The sequence below is a fragment of the Stenotrophomonas sp. S41 genome (genome assembly GCF_016624625.1).
In the GTDB taxonomy this organism is placed as follows: Bacteria; Pseudomonadota; Gammaproteobacteria; order Xanthomonadales; family Xanthomonadaceae; genus Stenotrophomonas.
Map to the genome: position 1 here is coordinate 66,413 of NZ_JACVTV010000001.1, position 26,186 is coordinate 92,598.

Consider the following 26,186-nt stretch of genomic DNA (forward strand, 5'->3'; position numbering starts at 1 on the left):
TTGTCCTTCGGCCTCCCGGCACCGGAGCGAACGCCGCGTTCTTGGTATGCAAGAAATGCGACTCTGTAGAGGCCCTCCGGTCGCCCATGGCCCAAGAAGAACTTCTCGCCATCGTCGCAGCGGCGGGCTTCGCGCCTTCTGTTGAGGCCCTTGAAGTGACCGGGCTCTGTCGCAAATGCCGCCCCGAGTCCAAAGCAGAGGCAGGAGAATCCCCCAATCCGGATCCGACTTGTCCTGCATGACTATCAGGACAAGTACCGCATGACTTTCGGGACACGTAATGTGATGTTATAACGTTACTCTTACTGGAATTCTACTTCCACGATGGTGACCTACCTTGATCCCTTCAAGCCGCACTGCTTACGGTGAGGTACTCACTCGCCCTGTCCTGTCAGCGCTGACAGCTGCTGTGCTGGTGACCCTGGCTCCCAACGCGCGCGCCAACGAGGATCGCCCCGGTAGCGCAACACAGCTGGATGCAGTCCAGGTCAAGGTCAGCACTGCTACGCGCACTGAGCGATTGCTGTCGGACGTGCCCGTACGAACAGAAGTCCTTCGGGGTGAAGACATACAGTTGCGGGCCGCACTGGACTTCTCTAGAGCTGCCGAACTCATCAATGGCCTGCGCGTCGAAAGCAACTGTCAGAATTGCAACACGTCCGAAGCGCAGCTGCTCGGGCTGCCAGGCGCATACAACCAAATCTTGTTCGATGGAACTCCCCTGCTTTCGACCCTGGGTGGGGTGTATGGGCTAGAGCAAATCCCGGCGGCGTTCATCGATACGATCGAGGTCGTCAAGGGAGGCGGCTCCTCACTCTATGGCCCTGGCGCGGTCGCCGGGGTGATCAATCTGATCCCACGGCAACCGACCCAAAACGGTGGCTTCCTACGCTACAACGTGGACGTGCAGAAGGGCGAGCCAATCCATGGCATCGATGGCCGAGGGGATATGGTGTCGGAAAGCGGCCGCATCGGTCTTTCCATGGTAGGCCAGGCCGCCAAGAACGACGCGATCGATTTCAATCACGACGGCTATAGCGAAATCACGGAAAAAGAGCAGCAGGTCATTGGCTTCCAAGGATGGTACACCCCGAACGACGGAACCACGTTGCGGGCGAACTACCAATTCACCCATGAAAAGCGCCGAGGCGGCAATCGCCTGGACCAGTCTGAGTGGATGGCAAACATTGCCGAATCGATTGAGACGGACTATCACCGGGGCGGAATGCGATGGGATCAGATTGTCAACGACGATGTAGACTTCACGCTCGGCTACTCTTTTGCCTACATCAAGCGTGACAGCTTCTACGGCGGCTTGGGCGATGTAGTTACGGACCCAACAGACCCACGCTTTGACGCAGCCCAACTTGACCCAACTAGCGATGGCGCTGCAGCGACCTCCTACAATCAGTATGGCTACACCGAGGATCCGCTGCACTACTTTGACAGCCAGTTCAACTGGCGCATGGGTGCCCATGCGATTGCGTTCGGGGTCCAGTACAAGCACGAGTCTGTCAAGGACGAGAACCGCAATGCTGCCGGGAAGACTTTGGGCACTGCGTCAGACGACAGCTTCTCCAACTTGGGGGCATTCATTCAGGACGAATGGACCGTCAGCGATGCAGTCGATCTGGTGCTGGGAGTGCGCGCCGATAAAAGCTCGACCCTCGACGATCCTGTCTACTCCCCTCGAATCGCGCTGGCATTCCAGGCAAACGAGCGGCTCAAGTTGCGGGCCGGCATTTCAACCGGATTCCGTGCGCCTGAGGTCTTCAGCGAAGATCTTCACGTCGATACTCTCGGGGCCGAGCCAATTCGCATCCGGAACGAAGCGGGGCTGTCGGAGGAACGCGCATTGACAGGCATGCTTAGCCTTGATTGGCGTTCCGACCCGGCCGATCCAACGTGGATGTGGGACGCGACGGTGTCACTGACCAAACTGCGGGACACCTTCGTGCTCAGCGAGGTGCAAACCGGAGAAGATGGATCCTTGTACCAAGTCCGCAGCAACTCAAGCGGCTCTCGGGTTGCAGGCGTTGAGACCAACTTGGGCTGGCAAACATCAGAAGAACTCCGGCTCACCGCGGGTGTAGCTTGGTACCATTCGCGCTACGACCAAGCGCAAGTGGTTTTTGACGATACCGTCGACGGAGTTGGTACCGTCATTTCGACTCGAGATTATCTCAAGACGCCCGAATGGACTGGGGTGGCACAGGCAACATGGTCCCCCAATCAGAACTGGGATGCATACGTGGGGCTCAAGTACACCGGGCGCATGTATGCTCTTAACAACAACACCGCCTCTTTGAACAGGACTCCAGATTTCTGGGTGACGGACCTAGGGGGAACCAGGCACTTCCACCAAGCCGATGGACGAAGCGTCGACGTCTCTTTTGGCATAAGAAATATCTTCGACCAGCGACAGAAAGATCTCGAGGCGGGTGCGACCCGTGACAGCGACTACGTCTATGGACCCAGGTTCGCGCGCGCCTTCTACGCCAGCGTTCGATATGCTTTCTAGCCGGCGCGCTGTGACAGCTGCAGGTCGGGCCGTCCTGCTGGCGAGCATGATTGCGCTTGCCGGCGCCGCGCAATCATCCGACAAGGACCGTCGCCATCAAATCGAACAGAACTTGGTTGTTCCCAATGAGGGACGTTCGGTTCCGTATGAATGGGCACGCCCTCCAAGCCTCATTGCACTTTACTTTGGCGCATCGTGGTGTGGTCCATGCCATGCGTTCACCCCTGAACTGATCCGAATACGCGACGCTCTCAGAGAAGGGGGCGCTGACACTGAGGTAGTTTATGTAAGCTCCGACGAGTCGGAGCTGGAGATGCGCCGATACATGCGGTCGGAAGGCATGCCTTGGCCCGCCATTGACTATCGAAAACTACAGTCCTTGCCGGCGATACGTTCTCTGGGAGGCATGGCGCCACCCAACTTGGTGCTGATCAGCAGCGACGGCAAAATGATCGCGAACGGATGGCACGGACGACGGTATGGGGGCGTCCAACCCGTGCTGCAGACTTGGCTCACTGAAGCTAACAAAGCACTGATCAACCCTCCTGGTCCCGTCCATGAACAGTGAGGTCCTCCTGCTGCCCCATATACCTATGTGCAATAGCGCTATGGCGTTATGGCATTGAAACCTCCCGGCGGCGCGTCGGTGGGTCCAACTAGCGCTAGCAGACACTCCATTGCTTGGTCGTCGCCGCTACGGCGCGGACCAGCATCCGATCGGCAAGGGCCTGGACGGGGAGATGCCGCCCGGGCAGTGGCGTTACCTGCTGGTCGGTGAGGAGTTGTGAGCTCCGCGCGTCTTTCGCCAATGGATCCACGCGATCGCGGCGACGAAGAAAATGCTGCACAGGTAACTACCTCCCGGCCCTTGCGTGCAACCGGTGAGGGTGTCGAGGCCTTGCGGGCGTAGCGCCACCAGCAGCGCCGGCAAGTGCGCGCCCATGCCGGCGACGGGCAGTTCGAAGCCGGTCGTGAGCAACCAGTTCCACCCCGCGTGCCAGCCCATCACCCCCCAGATATTGCCGGTCCACAGCGCCCAGGCGCAGGCGAAGAGTGAGAACAGGAACGTGCTGAGTATCACCTGAGGCGGCTGATGCGGACTGAAATGCAGGAAGCAGAAAACGAGCGACACCAGAAGCATTGCCACGGCGACATTGGTCTTGCGCGCCACCACCGACAGCACCCAACCGCGGAAGATGACTTCTTCCACGGTCGCCTGGAACATGAAACGCAATAGCAGCAGACCGATGTGCAGCAGACTGACGGGCGAGCGCCAGGCCTGCCCCAAGCCTGCGGCCTGCATGCCGCCTGCCATCCAGATCGCGACTACGACCAGCGCGACTGTGCCGAATCCAACGGCAAGTCCGCGCAGGACGGTTTTCAGCGGTGCCGGGCCGGTCAGCCCGATACTCGCCAGCGAGCGCCCTCCGACCAACCGTACCCAGGCGAGCACGGCTGCCAGCGTTGGCGCTAAGCCGATCCACAGCAGCGCATGCAAGCCAGCGAGCCCGATCGGATCGCCGCGCGGCGTTGACCAATGCTGCGACTGCATCCACCCGTCCAGCGGGATCACCGGTACCGCATGGAACAGGATCAACAGGATCGGCGTCAGCCGGACTCAGGGCAGCCAGCCGCGGGCCGGGGATCTGGCGAATACAGGGCACCAGGGGGCATGCGGTGCTCCAAGTCGACGTGATCGCTGCGCAAATTGCCATCCTCAGGGGCGGCGCAGCAACCCGCTTGCGACCAAGTCACAGAAGCCGCCGATGAATCACCCGGGTCGCCGACGAACGGCGCTGAGCCTGCGCTTGTGGTGTCTGCTGAGGGTGGGAGTTTTGTATGTTCGATGAAAGCGAAGCATAAGGATTCAGTACACCGGCAACCACCAGGCCCTGATGTAGGACCTCTAGCGGCAGGGGGGCATTGCGCAAGATTGCGAGCATGCTAGGTTAGAACGTTTGAATCTAACTTGGAGAGAAGGCCCTATGCTTCTGCGTACTTCCTTAGTTGCCACGATGGCGATGCTGTCATTTCCAGCACTCGGGACGCCTTCAATTCTGCCACCTGAAGTTCAGTGGCAGGACCAGAGAAAGGGCGACGTGCATCATGACGAGTGGGATACGAGCACGGAGTCAAGCGGCTTCCAAAGCTCGCCTACCTATACGGCTGCGATCGACTTTTTGAGTCGGCTGTCTAAGGCATCGCCCTTGATCTCCCTGCATCGCTTTGGCGAGACCTCGCAGGGCCGAGGCATCTTCTACGCAAAAGCCAGCAAGGGGGGCTCGCCCCGTCCGACCGTTCTGATTCAGGCAGGCATCCATGCGGGCGAGATCGACGGTCTCGACGCGGGCCTCATGCTTCTTCGAGACATCGCCGTCCGCGGACGCGCAGATCTGCTTGATGCCGTAGACGTCGTTTTCATCCCTGTGCTCAATGTAGATGGCCATGCTGCGGCCTCTCCCTTGGGTAGGCCCAGCCAGCGTGGACCCGCCCAAAAGGGAACGCGAACGAATAGTCAAGGACTTGATCTCAACCGGGACTATGCTCGCATAGAATCTCCAGAAGCGAGGGCCGTCGTCGGTCTTTTGCATCAACTTGATCCGGCCTTGTACATCGACGTGCACGCAAGCGATGGCACGGACTATCAGTACGACGTAACTTGGGCATTTGCGGGCTGGGGCACCTATGCGCGCTCGCGATCCACGGCTGATTGGCTGATGAGCGCGTACAGCCGTGACATTAAGGATGCACTTGTTGCTGCAGGCAATGTTCCAGCGGTCTATCCGAGCTGGGTCAATGAAGACTCACCCTCACAGGGTCTGAGGATTAGCGTTGAGAGCCCTCGCTATTCGACTGGCTACGGAGACTTCATCGGCGTTCCCACGGTGCTCATCGAAAACCATCGGTTCAAGGGTTACAGACAGCGTGTACTGGGCACCTACGCGTTTATGGAGCAGTCACTGCGCACAGTCTCCCGCGATGCCAGCGCTATCGAACAGGCAAAGGTCGCTGATCGCGCCATGCGTCCACCGAACATTGCCGTGCGTTGGGAGCGCGATCCAGTTCCACTGGAGTACCGAGAATTCCAAACCTACCGCTATGATGACTACATCTCATCGGCTTCCGGCGCCCGTGAGCTGCTCTGGACTGGCCAGTCAGAGGTGCAGCGCCTTCCGGTGTTCGGGACGCGCGTGACGGAATCCGCGCCACTGCCTATTGCTTGGCTGATTCCACCTGGCAATCAGAACATCGTCGATCTGTTGCATACCCATCACATCATCACCGAGCCCGTGCCGGGCGATCGGACCACTAGGGTAGAGCTGGTTCGAATGGCGAACGGCCTGCAAAGGACTGGATTCAATCGGTCTCAAGCGATCGTCCAGTTGCCTGCAGGCACGCTTCGCGTTCCCACTGATCAACCGCTCAGACTGTTGGCAGCAGCGCTCTTAGAGCCCAGCAGCCAAGATTCAATCTTGGCAATGGGGTGGTATGACCGCGCCCTTCCTGCCGAATCCCCCCTGCCCCGTCACCTCCTAGCGCCGTTGGCTGACGAAATGATGAAATCCAACGCGGACCTTCGAGCTGAATTCGAAGTGACGTTGGCTAGCAACCCTGCGTTTGCCGCTGATCCGCAGGCCCGCCTGCGCTGGTGGGAGGTGCGATCAGCGTATGGCGAGCGCACGTTCTGGACTTACCCGGTGCTTTCCCAGCGAGAGTTATAGGAATATCAGTTAAGGCAGACAGGGAGGCCGCTACCAATACAGCGCTTAACAGAAGGGGCAGCTCTCGTGATGAAACATAGACTCTCTTCTCCATCGTGCTGCCTCGCTTTCCATGCGGCGCCCGACTGCTCATATTGTAAGCCCTGCCCTTGTGGACCCTGGCGACAGCCGCACCCCGTCGCCAAGGTCCTATTTACCCATTCGACACCACTTCAGGCCGCAGTTCCGCAAGAATGCCTCTGCGGTCAGAAGGCGGCCCCGGAACCTGATGACTGTGGCCCACCTAAAGATTTAGCTGATCGTGCCGCTAGCGAATTGATGGGGCGCAGGGTTCTACCTGCAGCATAAGGGTCCGCGCCGCTGACACATCGTCTTAGACCAACGGCTTTAGGATGAATTGCTATGCAGGATGCCAACGAGAAACCCACAGGCGATGAGAGCGCCGCAGAACCAGGAGGTTTGGCGGACGCAAAAGGTGCCGTCCCGCCATTTGTGGCACCAGGTAACAGGGGGGTGTTGACGGACATTGTGATTGGCACACTGGGCAATGCACTTTGGGTAGCGACCTCGGCCGCCGCCGGCCTGCTGGCCAACGCCATCTTCATGTTCGAGCAGAGGGATGGCAGTCCTTGGAAGGAACGCAATGCAGACATCCCAGCCCAGTTGGGTACAGTCATTGTTCCCAGTATCCAGGCCAGGCTCGACGACGTAGATAAGGCCTGCGCCTTGGCAGGTGAGCTGCTTTGGTATGCCCGGGCGCTGGATGCTGATCCCGACTTTGTGGCGGAGCATAGAGACGATTTGACTCGTATTCTCTACGAGTTCCTTGTCTCGAAGGACGAGCGGGCCTACCAAAAGCTTCATGAACGACTTGAGTCGCAGCAAAGCAGCGTTGTGAAAAGGCATATGGAGATGTCACTGCTTCCAATCAGGGAGTACCTGGACAGTCGCAAACGTCGAATCTGAGCGGGTGGTAGCGCCCAAGGGCGCATTGATCACCATTGACCCGCACTACACCGCGTGGCCGACAGCCTACTGAGGCCTGCGTCTATGCCCCCAAGTGGTCATAGACGCAGGCCACTGGACCCGAAACTGATGCTTGGGTTTCCAGGCCTGGCCCAGACTGTCTTTGAGCCGCAGCGGCAAGTGTCGGTGATCTGGATCGAATGCCAACCCGAGACCCTACCGTGGGTCATCCCCCCCTACGAGCAAGATCACCAATGTAGTGCCAGGTCGCCGGCTGGTGGCACGCAAGCCCGCCTGACGAGCCCTGATGGCCGCATCCTGAGCACGGCAGCCCTCCCGGCTGCCGAAATAGCCCCCTTCCACACGATGATGCATGACCTCTTCCATGGCGAAACGTTCATACAGATGTAGGGTCTCTGCCACCTAGCTAACCTAAAAATACCTCGTCCATACAATGACTTATGAGTCCATTCGCGATTCCATTCAGCATATCCGTTCATCCTTTCCGCAGTAAGTTGACTACTTGCGCGCAGCTATTCGGCATGAGACATTCGCATCAAGCATTGCTGCTAGGAAAACGCGTCCGTTGACGACGCAGGATCCGACAGCTATGCTGCGCGGCTTGCCGGGAGGTAGTTGCCGTCATCCTCACAAGTGCGTTTGCTACGGTAAGTCAGAGCTTGTTGTTTGTTCCCATCTAGACGGAGTGTAATTTATGGTCAATCAGAGCACTGGCGACATCTAAAGCCGCATCTGTACAAATTCAAGAAAAGGCCTCCTAATGGGGGCCTTTTCTATTTCTGATGTTCTAGGGGGGAACATGGCGGCTATCGAAGAAGGAACTACATCGGTGCTGGCGCATCTGCGTAAGACCGAAAAAAGTGCATTAGGAACAGTCACGTCCATTGCGTTGATCTGCGTAGGCTTGGACTGGTGCGACTTTGAGCCGTATGAACAGATCAAAGGATGGTTGATCGCCGCCGCCGGCATCGTCGTACTTTACGCGCTAGTACCGGCGCTTGTTCGTTGCGGCATGGCCGGCGGTGCCAAGAGCGTATGGTCAGTTGTCCGCGTTTCGCTGATGCTTCTGTTGTTCACGCTTATCTCCTTCTATAGCTCGTACTACCTGATCTCAGCCAGCTTCGTTGCACCCGGGCGCGAACTGTCGGACAAGTACCTTAACTTCCCTCCAGTTATTGCAGCGCTTTGGACTGCCGGAATGGGTTGGTACATCCACTTCCAGGCAACTTCAAAGAACCACCGCACCAATAACTCATTCAACCTGCTGATGCAGACGCGCACGAGCGCCGAGTTCCTGCGTCGTGCCTTGGACGTACAGATGGTTTTCCCATTCGGCTGCAACGTCACCAAGGACGACGAGGGACATTTCTCATCCGACAACTTGAAGGTACTGGCTCAACAGACGCTCAGCTCCCTGAGTGTGGAGGAAGGTGGCGCCGGACAGCCTCCGACATTGGATGAATCCAAGGTCAAAGCCATCGAGGGAATGAAGTACCTACTGAACTACTATGAGTTCATGGCTGTTGGAATTGAGGCCAACGATCTTGAAGAGAACATGCTCTTCAATACCATCGGCGGCACCGTCTGCTCCATTCGAGATCGGGCGGACCTCTACGTCCAGCATGTACGAAAGAATGGACAGATCCTCTGCTTCGCCGCCTTGGATCGACTGGTCGCTCGTTGGAAGCAGCGCTTGGAAGATGAGAAGCACGCGCATGCAAAGGCCAATCTGAAGCAGTAGCTCTCGAACGCGCCGCACCTACCTGCGGGAAAGGTAGCTATCCCGGCAAGGCATACAGGCGCGCCTCCGCGGCAAAGGTAATGACATGCTCAAGGATCGCGCATTCAGCCTTCCCAATTATCGTGGAGTAGGCGCCAGTACAGCATTGCGCATCAGGGCGAGGCGACCTGAACCGAGTCGAATTTGCTGCTTTGCCAGCCAGACCGGCCTTGGCGACGAGGGGAATACCCCATCGCCAAGGCTCTGCCTACACGTAGGTCATCACTTCAGGCCACGGTTCCGCAACAGCGCATCTGCAGTCGGCAGGCGTCCTCGGAACTTGATGTAGCTTTCCGCCGGGTCGCGGGTGTTGCCGCGTTCGAGCACTTCCTCCCTCAGCTTACGCGCAAGATTCGGATCGAAGACATTCCCCGATTCCACGAACGCATCAAACCCGTCGGCATCCATGGCCTCTGCCCAGGTATAGGCGTAATAGCTGGCCGAATATCCGCCATCAAAGAGATGGCTGAAGTGCGACAGGCGGTGACGCATGCCCACTTCTGAAGGCACGCCGAGCTCACGCAGCTGCTCGGCTTCCCATGCGCTCGCATCGAAGTTGGCAGGCAGTTCCGGCAACGAGTGCAGGCGCATGTCAAGGATCGCCGAGGAGAGCTGCTGGACAGTTTGGTAGCCTTGATTAAAGGTCTGTGCCTTCAGCAACGCCTGAAGCATGTCTTCAGGCATGGGATCGCCCGCTGCGTTACGTGCATGCGCGCGGAGAATCGAGGGGTCGGTAATCCAGTGTTCGTACACCTGTGACGGGAACTCCACAAAGTCCCTCGAGACCGCAGTGCCGGACAAGCTCGGGTAACGCGCCGTGGAGAGCAGCCCATGCAAGCCATGTCCGAACTCATGGAACAGCGTCTGCGCCTCGTCCAAACTGATCAGCGTCCGTTGACCGTCAGCCGGCGATGGGATGTTCTGATTGTTGACCACGATCGGCGCATCGCCCAGCAGGGTGTTCGGCACCCGAATGCTGTTCATCCAAGCACCGGGGCGCTTGGTGGGACGCGCGTACCAGTCAGCGTAGAACAATCCCAGTTTGGAGCCATCCGCCTCCCGGATCTCGAATACGCGTACGCCGGGAGCATAGGGCGCGATATCGTGACGCTCGACAGCTGTGAGCCCGAATAGCTTTCGCGTGGTCTCAAACAGGGCGTCGACCATGCCGTCCAAAGGCATGTACTGCCGAACTTCGGCCTCATCGAGCGAGAATCGCTCGCTGCGGATCTTTTCTGCGTAGAAACGCCAGTCCCATGGCTCTACCTGTGTGATGCCGTCCCTAGTCGCCAAGGATTGGATATCGGCCAGCTCCTCCTTGGCTCGGGAAAGCGCAGGCCGATACACCGCCATCAGCAGATCATTGGCAGCGTCTGTCGTCTTGGCCATGGAATCGGCCAACACGAAATCGGCATGACTGGTTGCGCCCATCAGCTTCGCCCGCTCGGCGCGCAACGTGACCAGCTGGGTGATCACCGCGCCGGTGTTGTTGCCATTGTCGTTGTCACCGCGGTAGGTGAAGGCCCGCCAGATCTTCTCACGCGCCTGTCGGTTGGGCGACGAGGTCAGGAACGGTTCCGCGGCCGATCGGGTGGCGGGGAAGAGATAGGCTCCCTGCTTTCCTGCCGCCGTTGCGGCCGCACGGGCGGCGCTTGCCTGGTCGGCTGGAAGCCCCTTCACCTCTTCGGCGGTCAGCCATACGTCGTTGGCCTTCTGGTCGGCCAGCAGCTTCTGGCCGAACTCCACGCCCAGCTTTGCCAGCTGCTCGTTGATGGCCGCCACCCGTGCACGTGCCTCGGGCGAGAGCGCAGCGCCGGCTCGAACGAAGCGGGCATGGGTTTCCTCCACCAGGCGCAGCTGCTCAGGATCCAGCCCCAGACTGGCGCTGGCCTGGAACACCGAATCGACGCGTTTGAACAGCTTCTGATTTAGCAGCGTCTCATTGGAGAGGCGTGCCAGCTTTGGCGCGATGTTCTTCTGGATGGCTTGGTTGGCCGGCGTGGCGTCGGCAGAAGCAACGGTGAAGAAGGTACTGGAAACGCGGGCGAGCTGCCTGCCGGACCTTTCCATCGCTTCAATGGTGTTTTCGAACGTCGGGGCAGCTTTGTCATCGGCAATTGCAGTGCTCTGGGCACGTGCCTCGGCGATAGCCTCGTCGAACGCCGGCTCGTAGTGCTCCGGTCGGATCCGGTCATAGGGTGGCGTTCCCTCCGGCGTACTCCAGGGGCCGATCAGCGGGTTGGTGCTGAGGGCATGCGCTGATTGCGTCGGGGCCTGCGCGGCAACAGGCGCACTAACCGTGATGAGGCTTGCCGCGATGGCGGCTGAAAGGACACACGCGCGAAACACCATGAGAGGCTCCAGGTTAAAGGGTGATGGGTTCTGGGAAGGCATACGTCCGGGTTCTCCAGCAGGGATCTTCATTGCCTGGCGCGCTTGAAACGCTCGTTGACTTCGTTCCAATTGACCACGCTCCACCATGCGTCGATGTAGGCGGGGCGCTTGTTCTGGTATTCGAGGTAATAGGCGTGCTCCCATACATCCAGAGCAAGCAACGGTACTCCGGGGGTGTCGGTGAATGGCATCAACGGGTTGTCCTGGTTGGGCGTTGTGACGACTTTCAGTGCGCCTTCCCCATCCAGGATCAGCCATGCCCACCCGGAACCAAATACGCCCGTTGCAGCCTTGGAGAAGGCCTCCTTGAACTTCGGGAGCGATCCGAAATCCTTGTTGATCGCGGTCAGCAGTGCCTCACTGGGAGCACCGCCCTGCCCCGGCGGAGCCAGGAGCGACCAGAACAGGGAGTGGTTGTAGTGGCCGCCGGCGTTGTTCCGCAGTGACGGGCCGGCTTTGTCTGAGACTGCGAGCAGCTCGCGCAGCGAGAGCGCCTGCAACTGCGGTGATGCGGAAACCGCCTTGTTGAGATTGTCGACGTAGGCCTTGTGGTGCCGTCCGTGATGGATATCCATGGTTTGCTGATCAATGGCCGGAGCAAGGGCGGTTGCCGGGTAAGGCAGCGCCGGCAACGAGAAGGGAGCGTTTTCCTCCGTGAGCGCTCGCTCCGATTCGGCGTGGACCGGAGCGGTCCAGGCTGCGACTGCCAAGCAAAGCAGGTGAAGTGCCTTCATGAGTCTCTTTTCTCCTTCAGTAGTGACTTCAGTTCGCTGGTAACCCAAGCTCGTTCGGCTGATCAGGGCGCGGCCGGCTCAACCGAGCTGCCTTCCGGCACGTAGACCATGCGCCCGTCGGGAAGGCGGTACGTGATCCCGGCTTTGACGCCGCCCCCCTCCCCGATCTCGCCAGTGGACTCGTAACGGGTGAGCTCCTCACCCTGTTTCACCGTGATACGCATGTTTTCCTTTCCCGGGTTCTCGATGACGGTGACATCGGCGGCGGAGAACGGGTTGAGCGGGTTCTTCACGATGACGATCATCAGGATCCCGGTGACCACCAGGAACAGGTCGATCAGGTTGACCACGGAAAGGATCGGATCGTCCGCCTCATCGTCTTCGAGAAAGCGCATCAGCGGGCCTCCAGCGTACGTTCGAGCTGGCGGAGCTCTTCGAGCAGCCAGCGTCGACGTACCGTCATGACAAGGAAGGTGATGCTGGCCGCAACCAGCGCCAGAATGACGGACGAGAACGCGACGACCATGTTCTCTCCGACGCTCTGTGCATCGCTCCTGGTCAACGCCAGCAAGGCGGGGCCCATCGGGATCATGGTGGCGACCAGGCCGAGCATGGGGGCGGTGCGAGAGACGATGCGGAGCAGTTCAAGCCGCTTGAGGATCCAGAGCTCTGCATCATCGGTAGTCCCGCCCTCGCGGGCATGCCAGGCAAGAAGGCCGCTGGCTGGCCGGCCACTACGCCGCTTCACCGCTTCCCAGGCAAATCCTCCCAGGGCGACAAAGGCATAGGCCAAGGCTGCCAGGATGAGCACTAGAACGGGGGCGAGAAAGATGTGGGAAAGGTCGTAAAGCGTTTTTTCGAGAGCATTCATGGGTCAAGGTCTTCGTTAGGTTTTGCTTTTCATCGAACGCGCCTGGAACCACGCCCCCAGAGCGGTCAGCATCAGGATCGTGAGGAGCGCCAAGGCCGTGTTGCCCGCATCTGCCGGCGGTGGCGGATTCATCTGGCGCATCACGCGTCCTCTCACGGTGGGCATTGGACTCGCGGCAGGTTCCGGGGAGGCGTCCGAAGCTTTGGGACTGGAGGCGGCAGCAGCCTGGGCGCTGCCTTGGGAAATTCCATATCCTGTCGCGGTCGCGGTCGCGGGCGGGGCTTCCTTCCTGGATGGATCCGACGTCATGTTGGTCAGCTCAGTGAGGCGGTCCAATCGCTGTTGAAGCTCTGAGCGGGTCTGATCACTGGGACTCCAGTAGCCACGCGCGACGGCTTCCTGCAGCCGCTTGATGAGCTGCATCTGTGCAGTCGGATTGGATTGCTCGAACCAGTCGGAAACACCCTGCCCCCTGATGTCACGGACATAGGTGTCATGCATGGCCTGCCACTGTTCCTCTCGCACAGTACCTGGCGCGGTTACCTGCCAACCCAGCAGATTGTCAGTGGTCTTGAGCACCTCCAGGGTTCCGGCATACCCCTCCTGCTTCATGGCGGAGATCCACGCTGGATTGAGTACCCCGGCCCGCAGCTCATCGGCCAGGAACCGGGTGGCGGTAGTGGTCTTTGGGCTGGCTTGGCGAAGATCGGAGATGAACAGTGACGGGGTCGTACCGTCCAGATGCCGTACCGCCAGCGCCAGACCCCCCAGGTACTCGAAGGGGTGATCGGTGCTGAGTAGTCCATTGACGTTGGAGGAGCGCGACAGCACGGCGGCCTGTACACCGCGCAACTGCTCGGCGAAGAGATTGCCTCCGGCCAATGTCTGCACCTGGCCCTTGGCGTCGTACCCATACTGAAGGTTCTCCAAGAAGCCCGCTGCTAGCGTGGCGTCATCCTTCGGAGCGTTTTCACTGCGATCGAGAACTGCCTTGTTCAGGCCACTGCCGAATGCGCCAGGCGCGTTGCTGAAGACCCGCAGGTTTGCCAGAGCGCCAGCTCGCTCTTCCGGCACCCCCAAGCCCATCAGCTTCTGCTTAAGAGCCTGCGAGTTGCGGGCAATAGGATTGTTGGATTCGGCAGGCATGGCCGCCAGACGCTCCGCCGCCTCAGCCAGCAGCCTCAGGAACGGGTCGAACTGGTCGCGGTAGACACTGGTTGCCTGAACGACGACGTCGATGCGCGGATGCGCCATCTCAGCCTCGGAAACGATCTCGAGGGCAACGACCTTGCCGGCGTCGTCCCAGCGCGGTCGCAATCCCATGGCATGCAGGACTTGCGCTTCAAGAACACCGAGATGGCGGATGGCTTCGCTGGACCACAGACTGATGGCGAGTTTTCCCGGGAAGGCCGAGCCGTGCTCCTGGCGGTAGGCCTCCAGCAGCTGGTCCAATGCCACGCGCCCGCTTTCAAAGGCTGCCTTGGTCGGGATCCTGTCCGCTTCGAAGGCGTAAAGATTGCGGCCACTGCGGACTTCCGGTGAGCGGATCGGATCGCCACCGGAACCTGGGGGCACGAATCTGCCGGCAAGGCCTTTCAGCAGAGACTCGACCTCCTGGGTATCTGCCAGTTCGGCGTCGAGCCGACGGGCACGCTCCAGTTGTTCGCGCAGCTCAGGGCCGTCAGCCGCGGAGATAGCTTTGCCATCGCGCAGGTAGCTCACCAAGGTCTGATAGGGTGCGGCGCTACGAATCTGCTCGGCATCGCCGCTGTTGGCCTCCGCCGGATCCAGGCCAAGCGCCTTCAGATAGTTGGGGCCCAGTTGCTGCATGACGGTGAACAGTCGCAGGTCATCGGCGGCAGGCTCACCAAAGGTATGAAGACCGAGGGGCAGTTGCCTGCGTGCCAGCTCGTGGAGATGGTCGTGAAGCGCCTGCAGGAATGCCGGGAACCGGGTCTGCATGTCCACCGAGCTCCAGCCCATGTCGCCAGCCATCCCTGAATCGGCGGCCATCTGCCGCAACTGAGCGGCGGTCGACTCACGGACCTGGCCTTCGTCCAGCTGCTGGTACTCGTGGACGAGCTGATGCAGGTCACGAAGTTCGTCGTAGAGACCTGACGGTGCAAATGCCGGGGTTTGGTGGCTCACCACGACGGCACGGCCGCGGCGTTTTGCCTGCATGGCCTCCCCGACGTTGTCCTGGATGTACGGGTAGAAAACCGGTACGTCGCCAACGGCCAACCATGGGTAGTCGCCAGCCCACAGCCCGCGGTCCTTCCCGGGCGTCCACTCTTGTGTGCCGTGAGTACCAAAGTGGATGAAGGCGTCTGCCTTCCAGCCCTGGCGAAGGTACAGGTAAGTGGCCAGGTAGTAGTGACTGGGCACGGCATCCAGATCATGCGTGGCCTGCCCTACCCCACCGGAGCGGGGAGGCTGCGGCATCACCAACAGGTTGCCGAGCAGTAGTCGAGGCAGCACAAAGCTGGCTTGACCCTTCACGTTTCGCACGTACGGGCTGTTCTTCGGGTCGCCCCACCGCTGCATCAGCTCGCTCTTGCGTTTGGCCGGCAGGGTCTCAAGCCAGCGCTCGTAGCTGGCCACCGGGAAGGCTACGGCCAGATCTCGGGCCAACAACGCATCCAGCGACGCCGGTCGGTAGTAACCACCGAGCAGCGCCTGAGCGTCCTCGATCATCTGCCCCTCGTCGGCCGGCGTCACGGCATACCCTGCCGAAGCAAGCTTTGGCAGCAGCGAGGCGATACTACGCGGAACGTTGAGATGGGACGCGGAGAGGTTCTTCTCGCCATCGGGCGAGTTCCAGAACATCAGTGCCAGATGCTTGTCCGATGCGGGTGCCGCACGCAGCCGGGACAGCGCGGCCAGTTTGGCCACCAGGGCCTCCACCTGCTCAGGGATCGGCTGGAGGCTTCCCCTGTCGGTGGCGGAGATGACCGTCGGGTCTGATATGCCCCAGGTCTCCGGGAGGGTCACGAAGGTGGCCATTAGTGACATCGGCACGCCGCTGGTGGCGTCACGCCACTGCTGTGCGTTTCCTTGGCGGTAGTTCAGCGCCTGAATGACGGGGACGTCCAGGCCTGAGAACTCTTCAATCAACGCCGCCCCGTTCTGAAGATGGGTGAGATTGACCACGGCCGACACGTCCATCGCCCCGATCGCGCTGGAGAGCCCATTGCGGGCCTGCTGTGGATACCAGACTCCGAAGACGGAGACCTTCTTGCGTGCCCCCTCTACGATGAGGGCATCGATGACCTGGGTCTGCATGGAGCTGACGTTGTTGGCCGCAATCAGCACCGCGACTCGCGGCCAAGCCTGCTGGCCAGCCTTTCTCCAGACATCCTCGATGTCCGACTGACTGGCCGACGTCGTTCGACCGGGACCTGCGTAGTACCCGGTAGCCGGCAATACCTGGGCCGCCGGCACACTGCCCAGGCCCGGATCACCCGTAGACCACTTGTGCAGCCAAATGGCCAGGTTGAGATAATTAGTGGCTCCGCCATTGCCGTAGTAGCTTGCGATCTGCCTTGCGTGGTCGGGGCTTAGCTGCCCCGAGACCGGCGGTCCACCGCCGACCTGCACCCAGGGAATCTGGGCAGAGGTCAACGCTGTCCTGACCGCTGCCAGGATCTGCTCGGCATCTGAGGGACGTGGGCTGTCGAGGATGACCCAGTCAGCACCGGCTGGCCAGGATGGGGGCAGCTCTCGCCCTTTGCCGACGACACGTTGTGCCACGTGCACCCCTTCGGCACCCGTAATGGCATCGATCGCGGTGATTTTGGCCGGCATGACGAAGTCGGTTGTCACCACCTCGACCCGAAGCCCCCCTGCCCATGCGGGCAGGGGGGCAAACAGTGCCAGTAGCAGAAGCCATGCTGGCAGTCGCATCTTAGAAGGCCAGATCGAAGCCAGCGTGCACGTACCGGCCCGTTTCCGGGTAGGCATACAGCGCGCCGGTCTCGTCCAGTCGCTTGTCAGCGATGTTGTCCACGCCCACCACCATGCTCAGCTTCGGGGTGATGGCCCAGCGCGTGTCCAGGGAGAAGAGCGCGTAGTCCGGCAGCGTAACCTGAGCCGTACCAGAGGCCTGCTTCTGGGTACCCACGTACTCGCCGCGGAAGGTGGCCTGGAGCGGCCCACGTTCCCACACCAGGTTTGCGGCACCGCTGCGCGAGGGCCGCTCGTTCAACGCCTGCCCCGTCTGCTTGTCTTCGGTGTCCAGCCAGCTGTAGTTGGCTTCCAGGCGAAGGCCTTCGGTCAGGGGAACGGTCCCCGACAGTTCCACGCCCCGGATTCTGGCTTCAGCGACGTTGGTGTAGTTGCGAAGCTCGCGTCCACGCACACCACAGGCCCGCACGCAGACCGTCTGGATCAGATCCTTCAGCTCGTTCTGGAACGCGGTGGCCTGCACCGACCAGCCATCCTGCTGCCAAGCTCCGGAGAGCTCGTAGCTGGTGTTCTGCTCAGGCTTGAGCAGCGGGTTACCTACGATCGTGAACCGACCACCGCCACCGACAGCCGAGTACTCTGGGGAGAGCTGCTTCAGGCTGGGTGCCTTGAAGCCAGTGCCCACGCCGCCCTTGAGGGTAAACGCCTCACTGAGGTGCCACACGGCGTAGCCGCGTGGACTGTGGTGCCAGCCGAACTCGGAGTGATGATCGGCGCGGTCGCCGAGCACGACGGACAGGCTGTCGGTGATCTGGATCTCGTCCTGCAGGAAGATGGCGGTCTGGATCGACTTGACCTGGCCGGAGGCAGCCGCAGAAGCGTCATCGAGACGCTCGCGCCGCCATTCAGCGCCGGCGCTGAGACGGTGCGATTCGCCCAGATTCAAGGTCGCACGTCCGTCGACGATATCGTCGCGAAGGTACTGCGGTCGCGTAGCCTCACCGATGTCACGACGGTTCTCGCGCTCCAGCTTGCTCTGATAGGCATTGAACCGGGTCTGGCCCCAGCTCCAATCCCCTTGATGCATCAGGGTGGTTTGCTGCCGGCGGATGTCATCAACGGTTTCGTAGACATAAGGTGCGGTGCCGGCCTGGAGCGCGTTTCGCTTGCGGAACTCGCTACCCTCCAGATGGGACAGGTCCACGCGCTGGCCTTCGGTGGGCGTCCAGGTCAGCACTGCGCGACCGGTGTTGACCCGGCGCTGCTCCTGCTCGTCGAGCCGCTCGTCCAAGGGGTCCTTGGTGGCGTCCTTCTGGCGGTGCTCTGCGAACACACTTAGGCCCAAGGTCCCCGGCACCAGCGCGCCGCCGGCATAGAGCCCGGCCTGGGTGGTATTGCCTCCCCGGTGTCCGCCCACCACCCCACCGTTGTAGACGAGGTTGCCCTGCCATTCGTCGGTTGCGCGCCTGCTGATGACATTCACCACGCCGCCCAGAGCCTCAGAGCCATAGAGGGAGGACATAGGTCCCCGCACAACCTCGATGCGCTCGATTGCCGCCGCCGGCATCCAGCCAAGATCGAAGTCCGCGTGCGCGATCGCGTCACTGGCGGCATTCACCCGCTGTCCGTCGAGCATGACCAGCGTGTACTCGGGGTCCATGCCGCGGATTTGGATACCGCGGCGGCCGAAGCCGACGCCGGCCAGAGTTACGCCGGTGGTACCTCGAAGCGCGTCGCTAAGGTCCAGGACGGCGCGGGCTTGGATCTGCTCACGGGTAATGACGCTGATGGATGCCGGCGCGTCGCTGGCGAGCCGGTCGGTCGCGGTGGCCGTCACTACGACGGGATCGAGCTCGCTGGCCTCTGGAGCCGCAAAGGCGCTCCAAGTGCAGGACAGGGAAATGGCAACAGCGAGTGCGCACTTGCGTGAAGAAAAAGCGGGGAAAGCGGTCACGGAAAAACAATCCTGCTCAAATGCAATGCTATAACATATCATCTTTAACGATTTCATCACGCCGTACGCGTGAAGGGCGTCGTTGCCCTTTTCCGTCCTAGCGAACCAACAACGTTGCTCGGGCACCCTCGCCAACGTGATTTGGCTTAGCCGAATCCAAATTCGGTGGTGCCGCACTCCCACGTGCTGCACGCGGGAATGAATCTTTCAATCCCGTAAATCACGATGAATAGGCATCACGCAAATGATGAAGCGTTGTGTTATCTCAGTTTCGATCGTTAGCTTGCTGTAGGTTGATGCTTGCTCAGCTAGTCGCGTCTGCACAGCTACAGGCCCCCTCCTGCGGGCAAGGGCGCACTCTTTCGCGGCAACGGCCTGGAGGCTCGTGGTGAGAGAACCGGCAGTGCCCCCCACCGTCACTGGCTGGAGAGGGAGACACCGGCGCAGTACAGGCTTTACAGCTCAGCCTCCTGCAGCAAGGGCTGAACAAGCTCAGCCGGAGCCGCCCCTGGACTTTGAGACGGCTGACGGACCTGCACGCAAGGCCGGAAACTGCCAGGAAAGAAGGCATCCAAGCCTGCCTGGAGTACCGGCGTAGCTAGCTCCTCTGTAATGAAGACCATCCGCGTAAGCCTTCCTTGTGCTGGCCATGCACTAAGCTGAACTTGCGGGCTGATCAGCCCTTGGACAGCGTGGAGGATCGTCGGCGTTTCCTCGCCCTCCACGTCGACTATGGCCTTGAACCGCAGAATCTTTTCGCCAAGAAGGGACAACATGGTGAAGAACCAGGCATTGAGGTTCTCCCTTGATAGTGCCTCCTTGCAGTCAAAACTCGTGACCTTGTAGCGTCCCGCATGGCCGGAGACGGCCGAGGGAGACGGGGACGCACTACCGCCAAGCAACAGGCCTCCCTGCCCTCCCATCATGAAGCCTGAAGAGGGAGCTTCGACCTCGACAAATGGCCGACGCAAGGCCAAATCGCTGTCGAACACGTCCTGAGCCGCGATGGTCTCCTCATCCAGGACCACAAGTCTTGCAAAGGGATTGCGTTGGCATAGCAGCTCCTTCAACGCTGTCAGCTTCGCTGCCTCGGTGTGTGCGGCTTTCGTCACGATGAGCATGTCAGCGAGAGCAACCTGTGCGGCCGCTTCCGCATAGCTCTCGATGTTCTGCCTGCCAGCCGGACCATCTACCAAAGCAACAATCGCCTCCAGATGGAAGCGCCCTGCCAATTGTGGATCCGATACAAAGGCACCACCAATGGAGGATGGATCGGATATGCCCGAGGTTTCAATGACTACCCGCTGAAAAGGCACCTTTCCGGCCCGCGCTCTGTCACTCTGTTCCCTGATGAGCGCTTCGGTCAGATCACCGTGGAGCGTGCAACAGACACATCCATCGCTCAGCTCCACCACCAAGTCGTCCTTGGCCTCGATCATCAGCATGTGGTCAAGTCCAACTTGGCCAAACTCGTTGATGACTACGAGTGTCTCACTCAAGGCCCCCTGTTCCCCTAGATGGTTGAGCAAGGTGGTCTTGCCCGCACCAAGAAAGCCCGTTATCAGGGTGACGGGAATGGTGTCCGCGATCATGCGGGCACCGTCCAAGATGCTTGAGCAAACGCATCGTGCGGATGCAGGCTTTCCAGGTGGGTGACCTCAACTGATCCGCTGGGATACATTGGCTGAAGTTGGGACAGCAGCCTGCGAGCAGCGTCCTCCACAAACATCAGGTTCTCGCCATTCCTGAGGGCGAACTCCTGCTCGTCAGCGCGCTTGACTGGGCCCTGCGAGGGGGTAGCCAGCGCAGCTTCGGCCGCCTCGATGAGCCGAGTCAGTTGCCAACCGCCGGCGGCATCAACCAAGACGCGGATACGTGCGAGACTACGCTGGCTATGCGGGGTCGCCGAGGTCCCATTCTTCGTTATCCAATCCACAACTCTCTCTACGGACACGGCATTCTCCTGCCCGTGATGTTGCTGGAATTTTGCCGCGATCAACTGCCTGGCCAATGAGGCTGAACACGGGCAGGTAGAGGAATAGATGATCTCTACTTCCGCCCATATCTCGACACGATCCTGATGCACGGTTGCATCGATCAGGAGCTTGTAAGAAGACCATCCCTCCAGACCCTGAGTCACCAATGCCTGTGTTGGTCGTAGCATTTCGGTGCGCCAGCTCAGCTTGGCCGCGTTCGAGCCGCACTCTGCGTGGCTCAGAACAGCTTTGCCCAGGAGGCTGACCACCCCCTGTGGGGATAGCGGAGATTGACTCGCCTCGAACAGCAGTCCGTAGAGGCGGGACATGTGAATGCCTTTGACGCTTGCATCGGGCAAGTTAACCAGGGCGCTGATGCTGGCCAACTGGGCCGCGGGCGACAGCGCATCGTCCAGCCACACCGGCATGCGTATGTCTCTCATACCCACCCAGTCCAGGGGGCGCGCAATACATGAGCGCTCGCTCACTGATACGTCTGGAAGTGCGGCACCCGCATCCAAGCGTGCCGAGTCGGCCGCCAGCGAACACGAGATGGCCAGTTGGCCGCTCATCGCCGCCACACCGGGAATGGGTCGGCCAACTGGAGCCAAGCACTTGGCCCCCGGACCAACTCACTATCACTGAGAAGTGCTGCATCCAGGGCCTTGCGAGCTTGCGCTTCATCCAAGCCTACCCCGATCACCGCAATCTCCTGACGCCGGTCACCCCACTGAGGGTGCCACTGCCGCTGCATCGACAGATACTCCTGAGTATCATCGACTAGTTCTGCGCTGGGTAACGGCGCAGTCCAGTCCTGCAGTGATGTGCTCATGGCGCGACCGCCTTCAAGTAGGGCGATGGCCTCCGGAGGCACTCCGACAACACCGGCTTCGACGCGGTGGCGGGCGCCAAACCAAAAGCCAGCCGCCTCCGTCTGGGTGGAACCTCCTACAATCGAGACTTCCCCGACCCAGTCCATACGACTGGCCAGCCAGAAGAATCCCTTGGCGCGGATGGCTCCCGGAATACCCTGCAACAAGAGCTCGGCCAATCGCTGTGGGTGGAAGGGGCGCGACACGCGATAGACAAAGCTGTTGATTCCGTACTCTTCGGTCTCAGGAGCATGCTCCCCTCGCAGTTCCTTCATCCAGCCCGGCGCCAGCTGCGCCTTGGTGTAGTCAAACAAGCGGGTGTTCATGATCTGATCTAGTGCCACGTTGCCGCGGGTCGCCTCAACGATCACAGCATCCTGGTTCAGCGATTTCACCACGGCCTTGACCTTGAACAGGTCTGCGTCGGAAACCAAATCTCGCTTGCTGATCATCACAACGTTTGCGAACTCCACCTGCTCGGACAACAAGTTGACCAAACCGCGCCCGTCCTCAGGACCAGCCTGCATGTCCCGATCGGCAAGTCGCTCTGAGGAGCTAAAATCTTTGAGGAAGTTCTGCCCGTCCACCACCGTCACCATTGTGTCGAGACGAGCAATGTCGGACAGAGAGAAGCCTTCAGCGTCCCTTACTGAAAAGGTGGCCGCGACAGGCATCGGCTCGCCAATACCCGTTGACTCAATGAGCAGGTAGTCAAAGCGCTGCTCGCTGGCCAGTCGCTTGACCTCTTGCAGTAGATCATCTCGCAACGTGCAGCAGATGCATCCGTTGCTGAACTCTACCAATGCTTCCTCCGTCCGGCTAAGAGAGGCACCGCCGTCTCGCACCAGCTGAGCATCGACGTTGATCTCGCTCATATCGTTGACGATCACTGCGACACGCATCCCCGCCCGATTGTTCAGGACTGCGTTCAATAGCGTGGTTTTGCCGGCTCCAAGGAAGCCGGACAGCACCGTCACGGGCAGGCGACGGTCATTTTGGGGGGAGAGCATGAAAAGGCCTAGGGATTGAACAAGTCTGCAAATGTTATACTATAACATTGCGTTTGGTCAGCCCTTCTTTTGCCATTGGCCGGCTCAGCATCCGCCGGAGATCAAAGGACACCAGGTGAATTTATGACGATTGTTCCCAGAACCTACTCGGAGTGGCGCCACTGCATCGAGGTTGAGTGCAGTATCCCTCTCTCCCTGCCTTTCATTAGGGATCGCATCGCTGCACTTAGTAGCAGCACCGATCACTACACGCAGCAGTTCATCAGGCTTTGGGGACCTGACCACCTTGCTCAGGTCCGCCAGTGGTTCGAGCAAGCGGCCAATGAATTGAGCTGAGCGCGGTTAATCTCACCGATGAAGCCGCTAAGAGATACAGTCCAAGCCACGATGATCGACGGGACCCGGGCGCCGAATCAAGCGGCCATCAATGCTGCTGTAGCCCTCTGCTTGAGCCGTGGCGCACGCCCGACGTTGGCCAGACGAATGGTGCTGGAAATCCTCGCTCATGCGTCCAAGCCCATGAGTGCGTACGCGGTCCTCGACGTGATTCGCGCCGGACGACCCAGTGCTGCACCCGTGATGGTCTACCGCGCCTTGGCGTTCTGGCGTAGAGAGGGAGTCATCGTGCGGCTAGACTCCATCAGTGCGTACCAGCTCTCATTGTGCGAGCGTGATGAGGGTTCGACGTACTTGATCTGCACGGGCTGTGGGACAGTCGAGCAGGTCACGCTGCCGATCACTCCTGGGCAGCTGGCTCAGCATCCCCTGGCAGAAGGATTCCGGCCCACATCCGATCACATTGAGATCACCGGGACCTGCCAGCGCTGCCAAACTAGTGGCGATTAGAACGGAACCCGAGGTTGCGCTGTTGGCTGTGGTGCGACCGATTCGTGCTTGATCTCAACTCATCACAAGAATGGACATGTGAAGAACCTCATCGATCCATCGCCGGCCCGACACACCTCGCGTGATGCAGACCCGCATAAAAGAGACGCCCAAATGTTGAGTGCTATCAAGGGCTTGCTTTTGCAGCGTGGTGAGCGACTGGGCTCGGCGCGTGTCAATGTACTTAGGGCCATGATCGAATCAGGACGTCCAATGAAGGCATACGCTCTACTGGACACCATCCGCACAACCATGCCTGGTGCTGGCCCGGCTACAGTCTATCGCGCGTTAGACTTCTTGGTGACTCAAGGGATAGTGGTGAGGTTGAACACAATCAACGCGTACTTGTTCAGAGCGCCGGAGGAAGACATTCGTTGTGCCTATCTCGTTTGTGCTCGCTGTGGCCGTGTTGATCACATACCGTTGCCTGATTCCTCATCGCACTGGATGCTGACATATTGCACCTCCAGGTTCGCGCCTCACAGTTCCTGCCTGGAAATAGGTGGTACTTGCCGGGCATGCATCAACGAGGAGAAGCCCGCCCTAGTGAGCCCGCAGCCCTTCGCGTAAAAGCCAGCTTAGCCCAGAGCACTTAAGGAGAACGCTGACTACCATCGGATCAATACGACTGCAAAACACCCGCCCAACCGCTGAGCTCTGGTTCATACCCTCCACCAGAGCTCAGCGCTCTCCAGCGATGCTACGGTAAGAGAGGGGATTGATCTGCAGGACGATACATGATCCGCGATCGGACCTAGTTGTCCGTCATGGCTTATGTGGCCCTGGATCCGTCGGGGTTGCCCATTCTGCAGAACATAGGAGTGTTTATGAGCGATGAGAGTAGATGGATCTTGATCCGCTTGAGCAGCGAAGAAGTGAGCATCATTCGCCGCTGGATAAGATCGGATGAGAAGAGATCAGGGGACGCCGATTTGGAGGGGGCATCCAATGAGATCATCTCCAAGGCATTTCAGCGGGATGGCTTGAACCCGAAGAGTGGGAGCGTTCTTGGCGCCTTTAGGTTTGACCTGTATCAGGAGGGAATGCTGATCCCAGATGACGTGTTCATCGATCCGCCCCTCGAAGCCGAGCGCTTCGTACCACGCTGATGTAACCTGCCGATCCCCAAGGGATTGGCAGCGGCTTGGATCGCGGGTCCGTTACTCACGAAGTGTCCCAAACTCACCAGATCCTCTGCAAATAAAGGGCATCACCCAAGGGCGCTGCCCGGCCTCGCTACAGGGCTCACCCAGACCCAGGTCTCGGAGAGGCAGCGCCGCAGTCAGTCATTCATCAGTGACGTGGAGCGCGGGAAGCGGCGCTTGGACATTGTAGAGCTCAGAGACATCGCCTATCTTTCTGGTCTTTCTCTGGCCGAGATGGTCGAGGATTTTGAGAGCAGGCTCTAACAGCGAGCGGCCATCCAGCCGGCGATTACGTCATTTAGTTCTGCCGGCGCATTGATGGTTTCCGTGCTGGACACAACCAGCCACCTGCCTCCGCGCTTCTCGGGCCACCACTTTCCTGATCGGATGGCCGCGGGGGATATCTGCATCGCCACACAGACGGCCTTCTCAAAGAGCTCAATCGGCGAAGCCTCACCACCCAGCTCGATCTTTTTAAGTAGGGCACGAAGCTGCCGAACAGGCTTTTCCTCCTGGACACGACGGGTGCGTGGAGGAGGAAGTCTGATATCACATCCCAGCTCTGCACGTGCAAACCGAAGTGTGGCACCTAGATCGTTTCTAGTCCCCGGATTCTTGCTTAGGTAGCGATCTACCACGTTCTGGTCAAGCTGGGACAAGGTGATCCAGCCAAGCGACTGGGAGAGCCTGGCTGCAGTGGAGATGTAGAGGCGCCGGGTCCTTGTTGGCTTGCCGTCCAGGATCAGCCATTGATTGAAGCGAACAAAGTCCTCGCTACAGCTCTTAGTCTCGACAGTCTCAATGATCGCACCTATGCGGCACGTCTCCACGTGCTCAGCCTTCTCTTCGTCGGTGATCTCCAAACCGACCCTCTCAGCCAGGAAACGAAGTGGCAGGACGTGTCGGCGAAGACCCTGCACTGAGAATAGATCGAGCATCGCCTGCGGGAGCAAACGCTCTGATGAATCAAAGGCACGATCCAAGGCAACGAAGAACGCCGTGTGGGACAGCAGCGTTGCCGGCAGCTTAGGGTTTGCCGCGTCATGGCTTAGGAGCCAGGACACGAAGCCCTCCAGCAACTGGATCGTCCATGCGCCGGACAGGGCTGTAGCCGCAAGCCGAGCTTCATGCCCAAGACGCTCATGATTCAAGCAGCTCCTGCAGTGTCCGCGCCCCTTACCCACTATTGAGATTCCACAACCCGGACAAGCGTGCCAGGCCTCTCCAGAGGATCCACAGTCGATGCAGTGGGGTGACCCACTCTCAGTAAGTCCTGCAATAGCGCGGTACCGGCGGCAGTGGACGCACGTCGAATGCGTAGGCCTGTTCCTGCACGGCTCGCAGATACGCCCGATCAGATTCCCCTCCCCTCCCCAGGTCAACCTGCTGGTGAGGCGACCGCAGCTTGAGCAGGCCTCAGTCTCTCTGAGGT

Annotated in this window: 19 protein-coding genes; 8 read left to right on the forward strand and 11 right to left on the reverse strand. The window is 60.0% G+C overall.

Going from position 1 to position 26,186, the window contains the following annotated elements:
* The first annotated feature begins 415 nt into the window (after positions 1-415).
* The gene (locus IAE56_RS00265; protein ID WP_325167143.1) at positions 416-2,521 is read left to right on the forward strand and encodes a TonB-dependent receptor; all 2,106 of its coding nucleotides are present in this window, start codon (positions 416-418) and stop codon (positions 2,519-2,521) included.
* Positions 2,522-2,567: 46 nt separating this feature from the next.
* On the forward strand, positions 2,568-3,089 hold the full coding sequence (locus IAE56_RS00270) for a thioredoxin-like domain-containing protein (RefSeq protein ID WP_325167144.1): 522 nt from the start codon (positions 2,568-2,570) through the stop codon (positions 3,087-3,089).
* 192 nt (positions 3,090-3,281) lie between these two features.
* Here the strand turns inward: IAE56_RS00270 and IAE56_RS00275 are convergent, their stop codons facing one another.
* Positions 3,282-4,118 (reverse strand): type II CAAX endopeptidase family protein, encoded by an 837-nt coding sequence (locus IAE56_RS00275; RefSeq protein WP_234455791.1) that lies wholly within the window; start codon positions 4,116-4,118, stop codon positions 3,282-3,284.
* 388 nt (positions 4,119-4,506) lie between these two features.
* Here IAE56_RS00275 and IAE56_RS00280 point away from each other — a divergent pair, with 388 nt between their 5' ends.
* The 3 genes from IAE56_RS00280 (at position 4,507) to IAE56_RS00290 (ending at position 8,971) form a co-directional block, all read left to right on the forward strand.
* On the forward strand, positions 4,507-6,243 hold the full coding sequence (locus IAE56_RS00280; protein WP_200750988.1) for a M14 family metallopeptidase: 1,737 nt from the start codon (positions 4,507-4,509) through the stop codon (positions 6,241-6,243).
* Positions 6,244-6,645: 402 nt separating this feature from the next.
* Positions 6,646-7,209, forward strand: a complete 564-nt coding sequence (locus IAE56_RS00285) for a hypothetical protein (RefSeq protein ID WP_200750989.1) — start codon at positions 6,646-6,648, stop codon at positions 7,207-7,209.
* A gap of 820 nt (positions 7,210-8,029) precedes the next feature.
* Positions 8,030-8,971, forward strand: a complete 942-nt coding sequence (locus IAE56_RS00290; RefSeq protein ID WP_200750990.1) for a DUF4760 domain-containing protein — start codon at positions 8,030-8,032, stop codon at positions 8,969-8,971.
* Positions 8,972-9,232: 261 nt separating this feature from the next.
* Here IAE56_RS00290 and IAE56_RS00295 read toward each other — a convergent pair whose 3' ends face one another.
* From IAE56_RS00295 to IAE56_RS00335, 9 genes are all read right to left on the reverse strand, one after another.
* A complete protein-coding gene (locus IAE56_RS00295) occupies positions 9,233-11,362 on the reverse strand; it encodes a M3 family metallopeptidase (protein ID WP_200750991.1) in 2,130 nt (709 codons plus the stop codon).
* Between the two features lie 68 nt (positions 11,363-11,430).
* Positions 11,431-12,138, reverse strand: a complete 708-nt coding sequence (locus IAE56_RS00300; RefSeq protein WP_200750992.1) for a superoxide dismutase — start codon at positions 12,136-12,138, stop codon at positions 11,431-11,433.
* Between the two features lie 62 nt (positions 12,139-12,200).
* Entirely contained in the window at positions 12,201-12,533 is a 333-nt protein-coding gene (locus IAE56_RS00305) for a DUF2149 domain-containing protein (RefSeq protein WP_200750993.1), read from the reverse strand.
* Entirely contained in the window at positions 12,533-13,009 is a 477-nt protein-coding gene (locus IAE56_RS00310; protein ID WP_200750994.1) for a MotA/TolQ/ExbB proton channel family protein, read from the reverse strand. Before IAE56_RS00310 ends, IAE56_RS00305 begins: the two co-directional genes overlap by 1 nt.
* A gap of 15 nt (positions 13,010-13,024) precedes the next feature.
* Entirely contained in the window at positions 13,025-16,969 is a 3,945-nt protein-coding gene (gene cobN, locus IAE56_RS00315; RefSeq protein ID WP_325167145.1) for a cobaltochelatase subunit CobN, read from the reverse strand.
* On the reverse strand, positions 16,914-18,866 hold the full coding sequence (locus tag IAE56_RS00320) for a TonB-dependent receptor (protein WP_325167146.1): 1,953 nt from the start codon (positions 18,864-18,866) through the stop codon (positions 16,914-16,916). Before IAE56_RS00320 ends, cobN begins: the two co-directional genes overlap by 56 nt.
* A gap of 455 nt (positions 18,867-19,321) precedes the next feature.
* The gene (locus IAE56_RS00325) at positions 19,322-20,458 is read right to left on the reverse strand and encodes a GTP-binding protein (RefSeq protein ID WP_200750996.1); all 1,137 of its coding nucleotides are present in this window, start codon (positions 20,456-20,458) and stop codon (positions 19,322-19,324) included.
* Positions 20,455-21,414, reverse strand: a complete 960-nt coding sequence (gene folE2 / locus IAE56_RS00330; RefSeq protein WP_200750997.1) for a GTP cyclohydrolase FolE2 — start codon at positions 21,412-21,414, stop codon at positions 20,455-20,457. Before folE2 ends, IAE56_RS00325 begins: the two co-directional genes overlap by 4 nt.
* Positions 21,411-22,724: a GTP-binding protein gene (locus IAE56_RS00335; RefSeq protein WP_200750998.1), complete on the reverse strand. Its 1,314-nt coding sequence runs from the start codon at positions 22,722-22,724 to the stop codon at positions 21,411-21,413. The genes folE2 and IAE56_RS00335 overlap by 4 nt, the downstream gene beginning before the upstream one ends.
* 123 nt (positions 22,725-22,847) lie before the next feature.
* Here IAE56_RS00335 and IAE56_RS21260 point away from each other — a divergent pair, with 123 nt between their 5' ends.
* The 3 genes from IAE56_RS21260 to IAE56_RS00355 all read left to right on the forward strand — a co-directional run bounded on the left by IAE56_RS21260 (position 22,848) and on the right by IAE56_RS00355 (position 25,018).
* Complete coding sequence (locus IAE56_RS21260; protein ID WP_325167147.1) at positions 22,848-23,060, forward strand: hypothetical protein; 213 nt, start codon at positions 22,848-22,850, stop codon at positions 23,058-23,060.
* A gap of 1,409 nt (positions 23,061-24,469) precedes the next feature.
* Positions 24,470-24,718 carry a hypothetical protein gene (locus IAE56_RS00350; RefSeq protein ID WP_200751001.1) on the forward strand — a complete coding sequence of 83 codons (249 nt, stop codon included), beginning with the start codon at positions 24,470-24,472 and terminating at the stop codon, positions 24,716-24,718.
* A 24-nt stretch (positions 24,719-24,742) separates the two neighbouring features.
* Positions 24,743-25,018 carry a helix-turn-helix transcriptional regulator gene (locus tag IAE56_RS00355; protein ID WP_234455792.1) on the forward strand — a complete coding sequence of 92 codons (276 nt, stop codon included), beginning with the start codon at positions 24,743-24,745 and terminating at the stop codon, positions 25,016-25,018.
* Here IAE56_RS00355 and IAE56_RS00360 read toward each other — a convergent pair.
* Positions 25,015-25,818: a hypothetical protein gene (locus IAE56_RS00360; protein WP_200751002.1), complete on the reverse strand. Its 804-nt coding sequence runs from the start codon at positions 25,816-25,818 to the stop codon at positions 25,015-25,017. The two genes, IAE56_RS00355 and IAE56_RS00360, sit on opposite strands and share 4 nt — an antisense overlap.
* Positions 25,819-26,186: the final 368 nt, after the last annotated feature.

What these genes read in the sequence shown, in the direction of transcription:
- IAE56_RS00300 (WP_200750992.1), bottom strand. Translation starts at nt 12,138, where the DNA reads ATGAAGGCACTTCACCTGCTTTGCTTGGCAGTCGCAGCCTGGACCGCT.
- IAE56_RS00305 (WP_200750993.1), bottom strand. Translation starts at nt 12,533, where the DNA reads ATGCGCTTTCTCGAAGACGATGAGGCGGACGATCCGATCCTTTCCGTG.
- IAE56_RS00335 (WP_200750998.1), bottom strand. Translation starts at nt 22,724, where the DNA reads ATGCTCTCCCCCCAAAATGACCGTCGCCTGCCCGTGACGGTGCTGTCC.
- folE2 (WP_200750997.1), bottom strand. Translation starts at nt 21,414, where the DNA reads ATGAGCGGCCAACTGGCCATCTCGTGTTCGCTGGCGGCCGACTCGGCA.
- IAE56_RS00285 (WP_200750989.1), top strand. Translation starts at nt 6,646, where the DNA reads ATGCAGGATGCCAACGAGAAACCCACAGGCGATGAGAGCGCCGCAGAA.
- IAE56_RS00325 (WP_200750996.1), bottom strand. Translation starts at nt 20,458, where the DNA reads ATGATCGCGGACACCATTCCCGTCACCCTGATAACGGGCTTTCTTGGT.
- IAE56_RS00270 (WP_325167144.1), top strand. Translation starts at nt 2,568, where the DNA reads ATGATTGCGCTTGCCGGCGCCGCGCAATCATCCGACAAGGACCGTCGC.
- cobN (WP_325167145.1), bottom strand. Translation starts at nt 16,969, where the DNA reads ATGCCTACCCGGAAACGGGCCGGTACGTGCACGCTGGCTTCGATCTGG.
- IAE56_RS00280 (WP_200750988.1), top strand. Translation starts at nt 4,507, where the DNA reads ATGCTTCTGCGTACTTCCTTAGTTGCCACGATGGCGATGCTGTCATTT.
- IAE56_RS00295 (WP_200750991.1), bottom strand. Translation starts at nt 11,362, where the DNA reads ATGGTGTTTCGCGCGTGTGTCCTTTCAGCCGCCATCGCGGCAAGCCTC.
- IAE56_RS00290 (WP_200750990.1), top strand. Translation starts at nt 8,030, where the DNA reads ATGGCGGCTATCGAAGAAGGAACTACATCGGTGCTGGCGCATCTGCGT.
- IAE56_RS00310 (WP_200750994.1), bottom strand. Translation starts at nt 13,009, where the DNA reads ATGAATGCTCTCGAAAAAACGCTTTACGACCTTTCCCACATCTTTCTC.
- IAE56_RS21260 (WP_325167147.1), top strand. Translation starts at nt 22,848, where the DNA reads ATGACGATTGTTCCCAGAACCTACTCGGAGTGGCGCCACTGCATCGAG.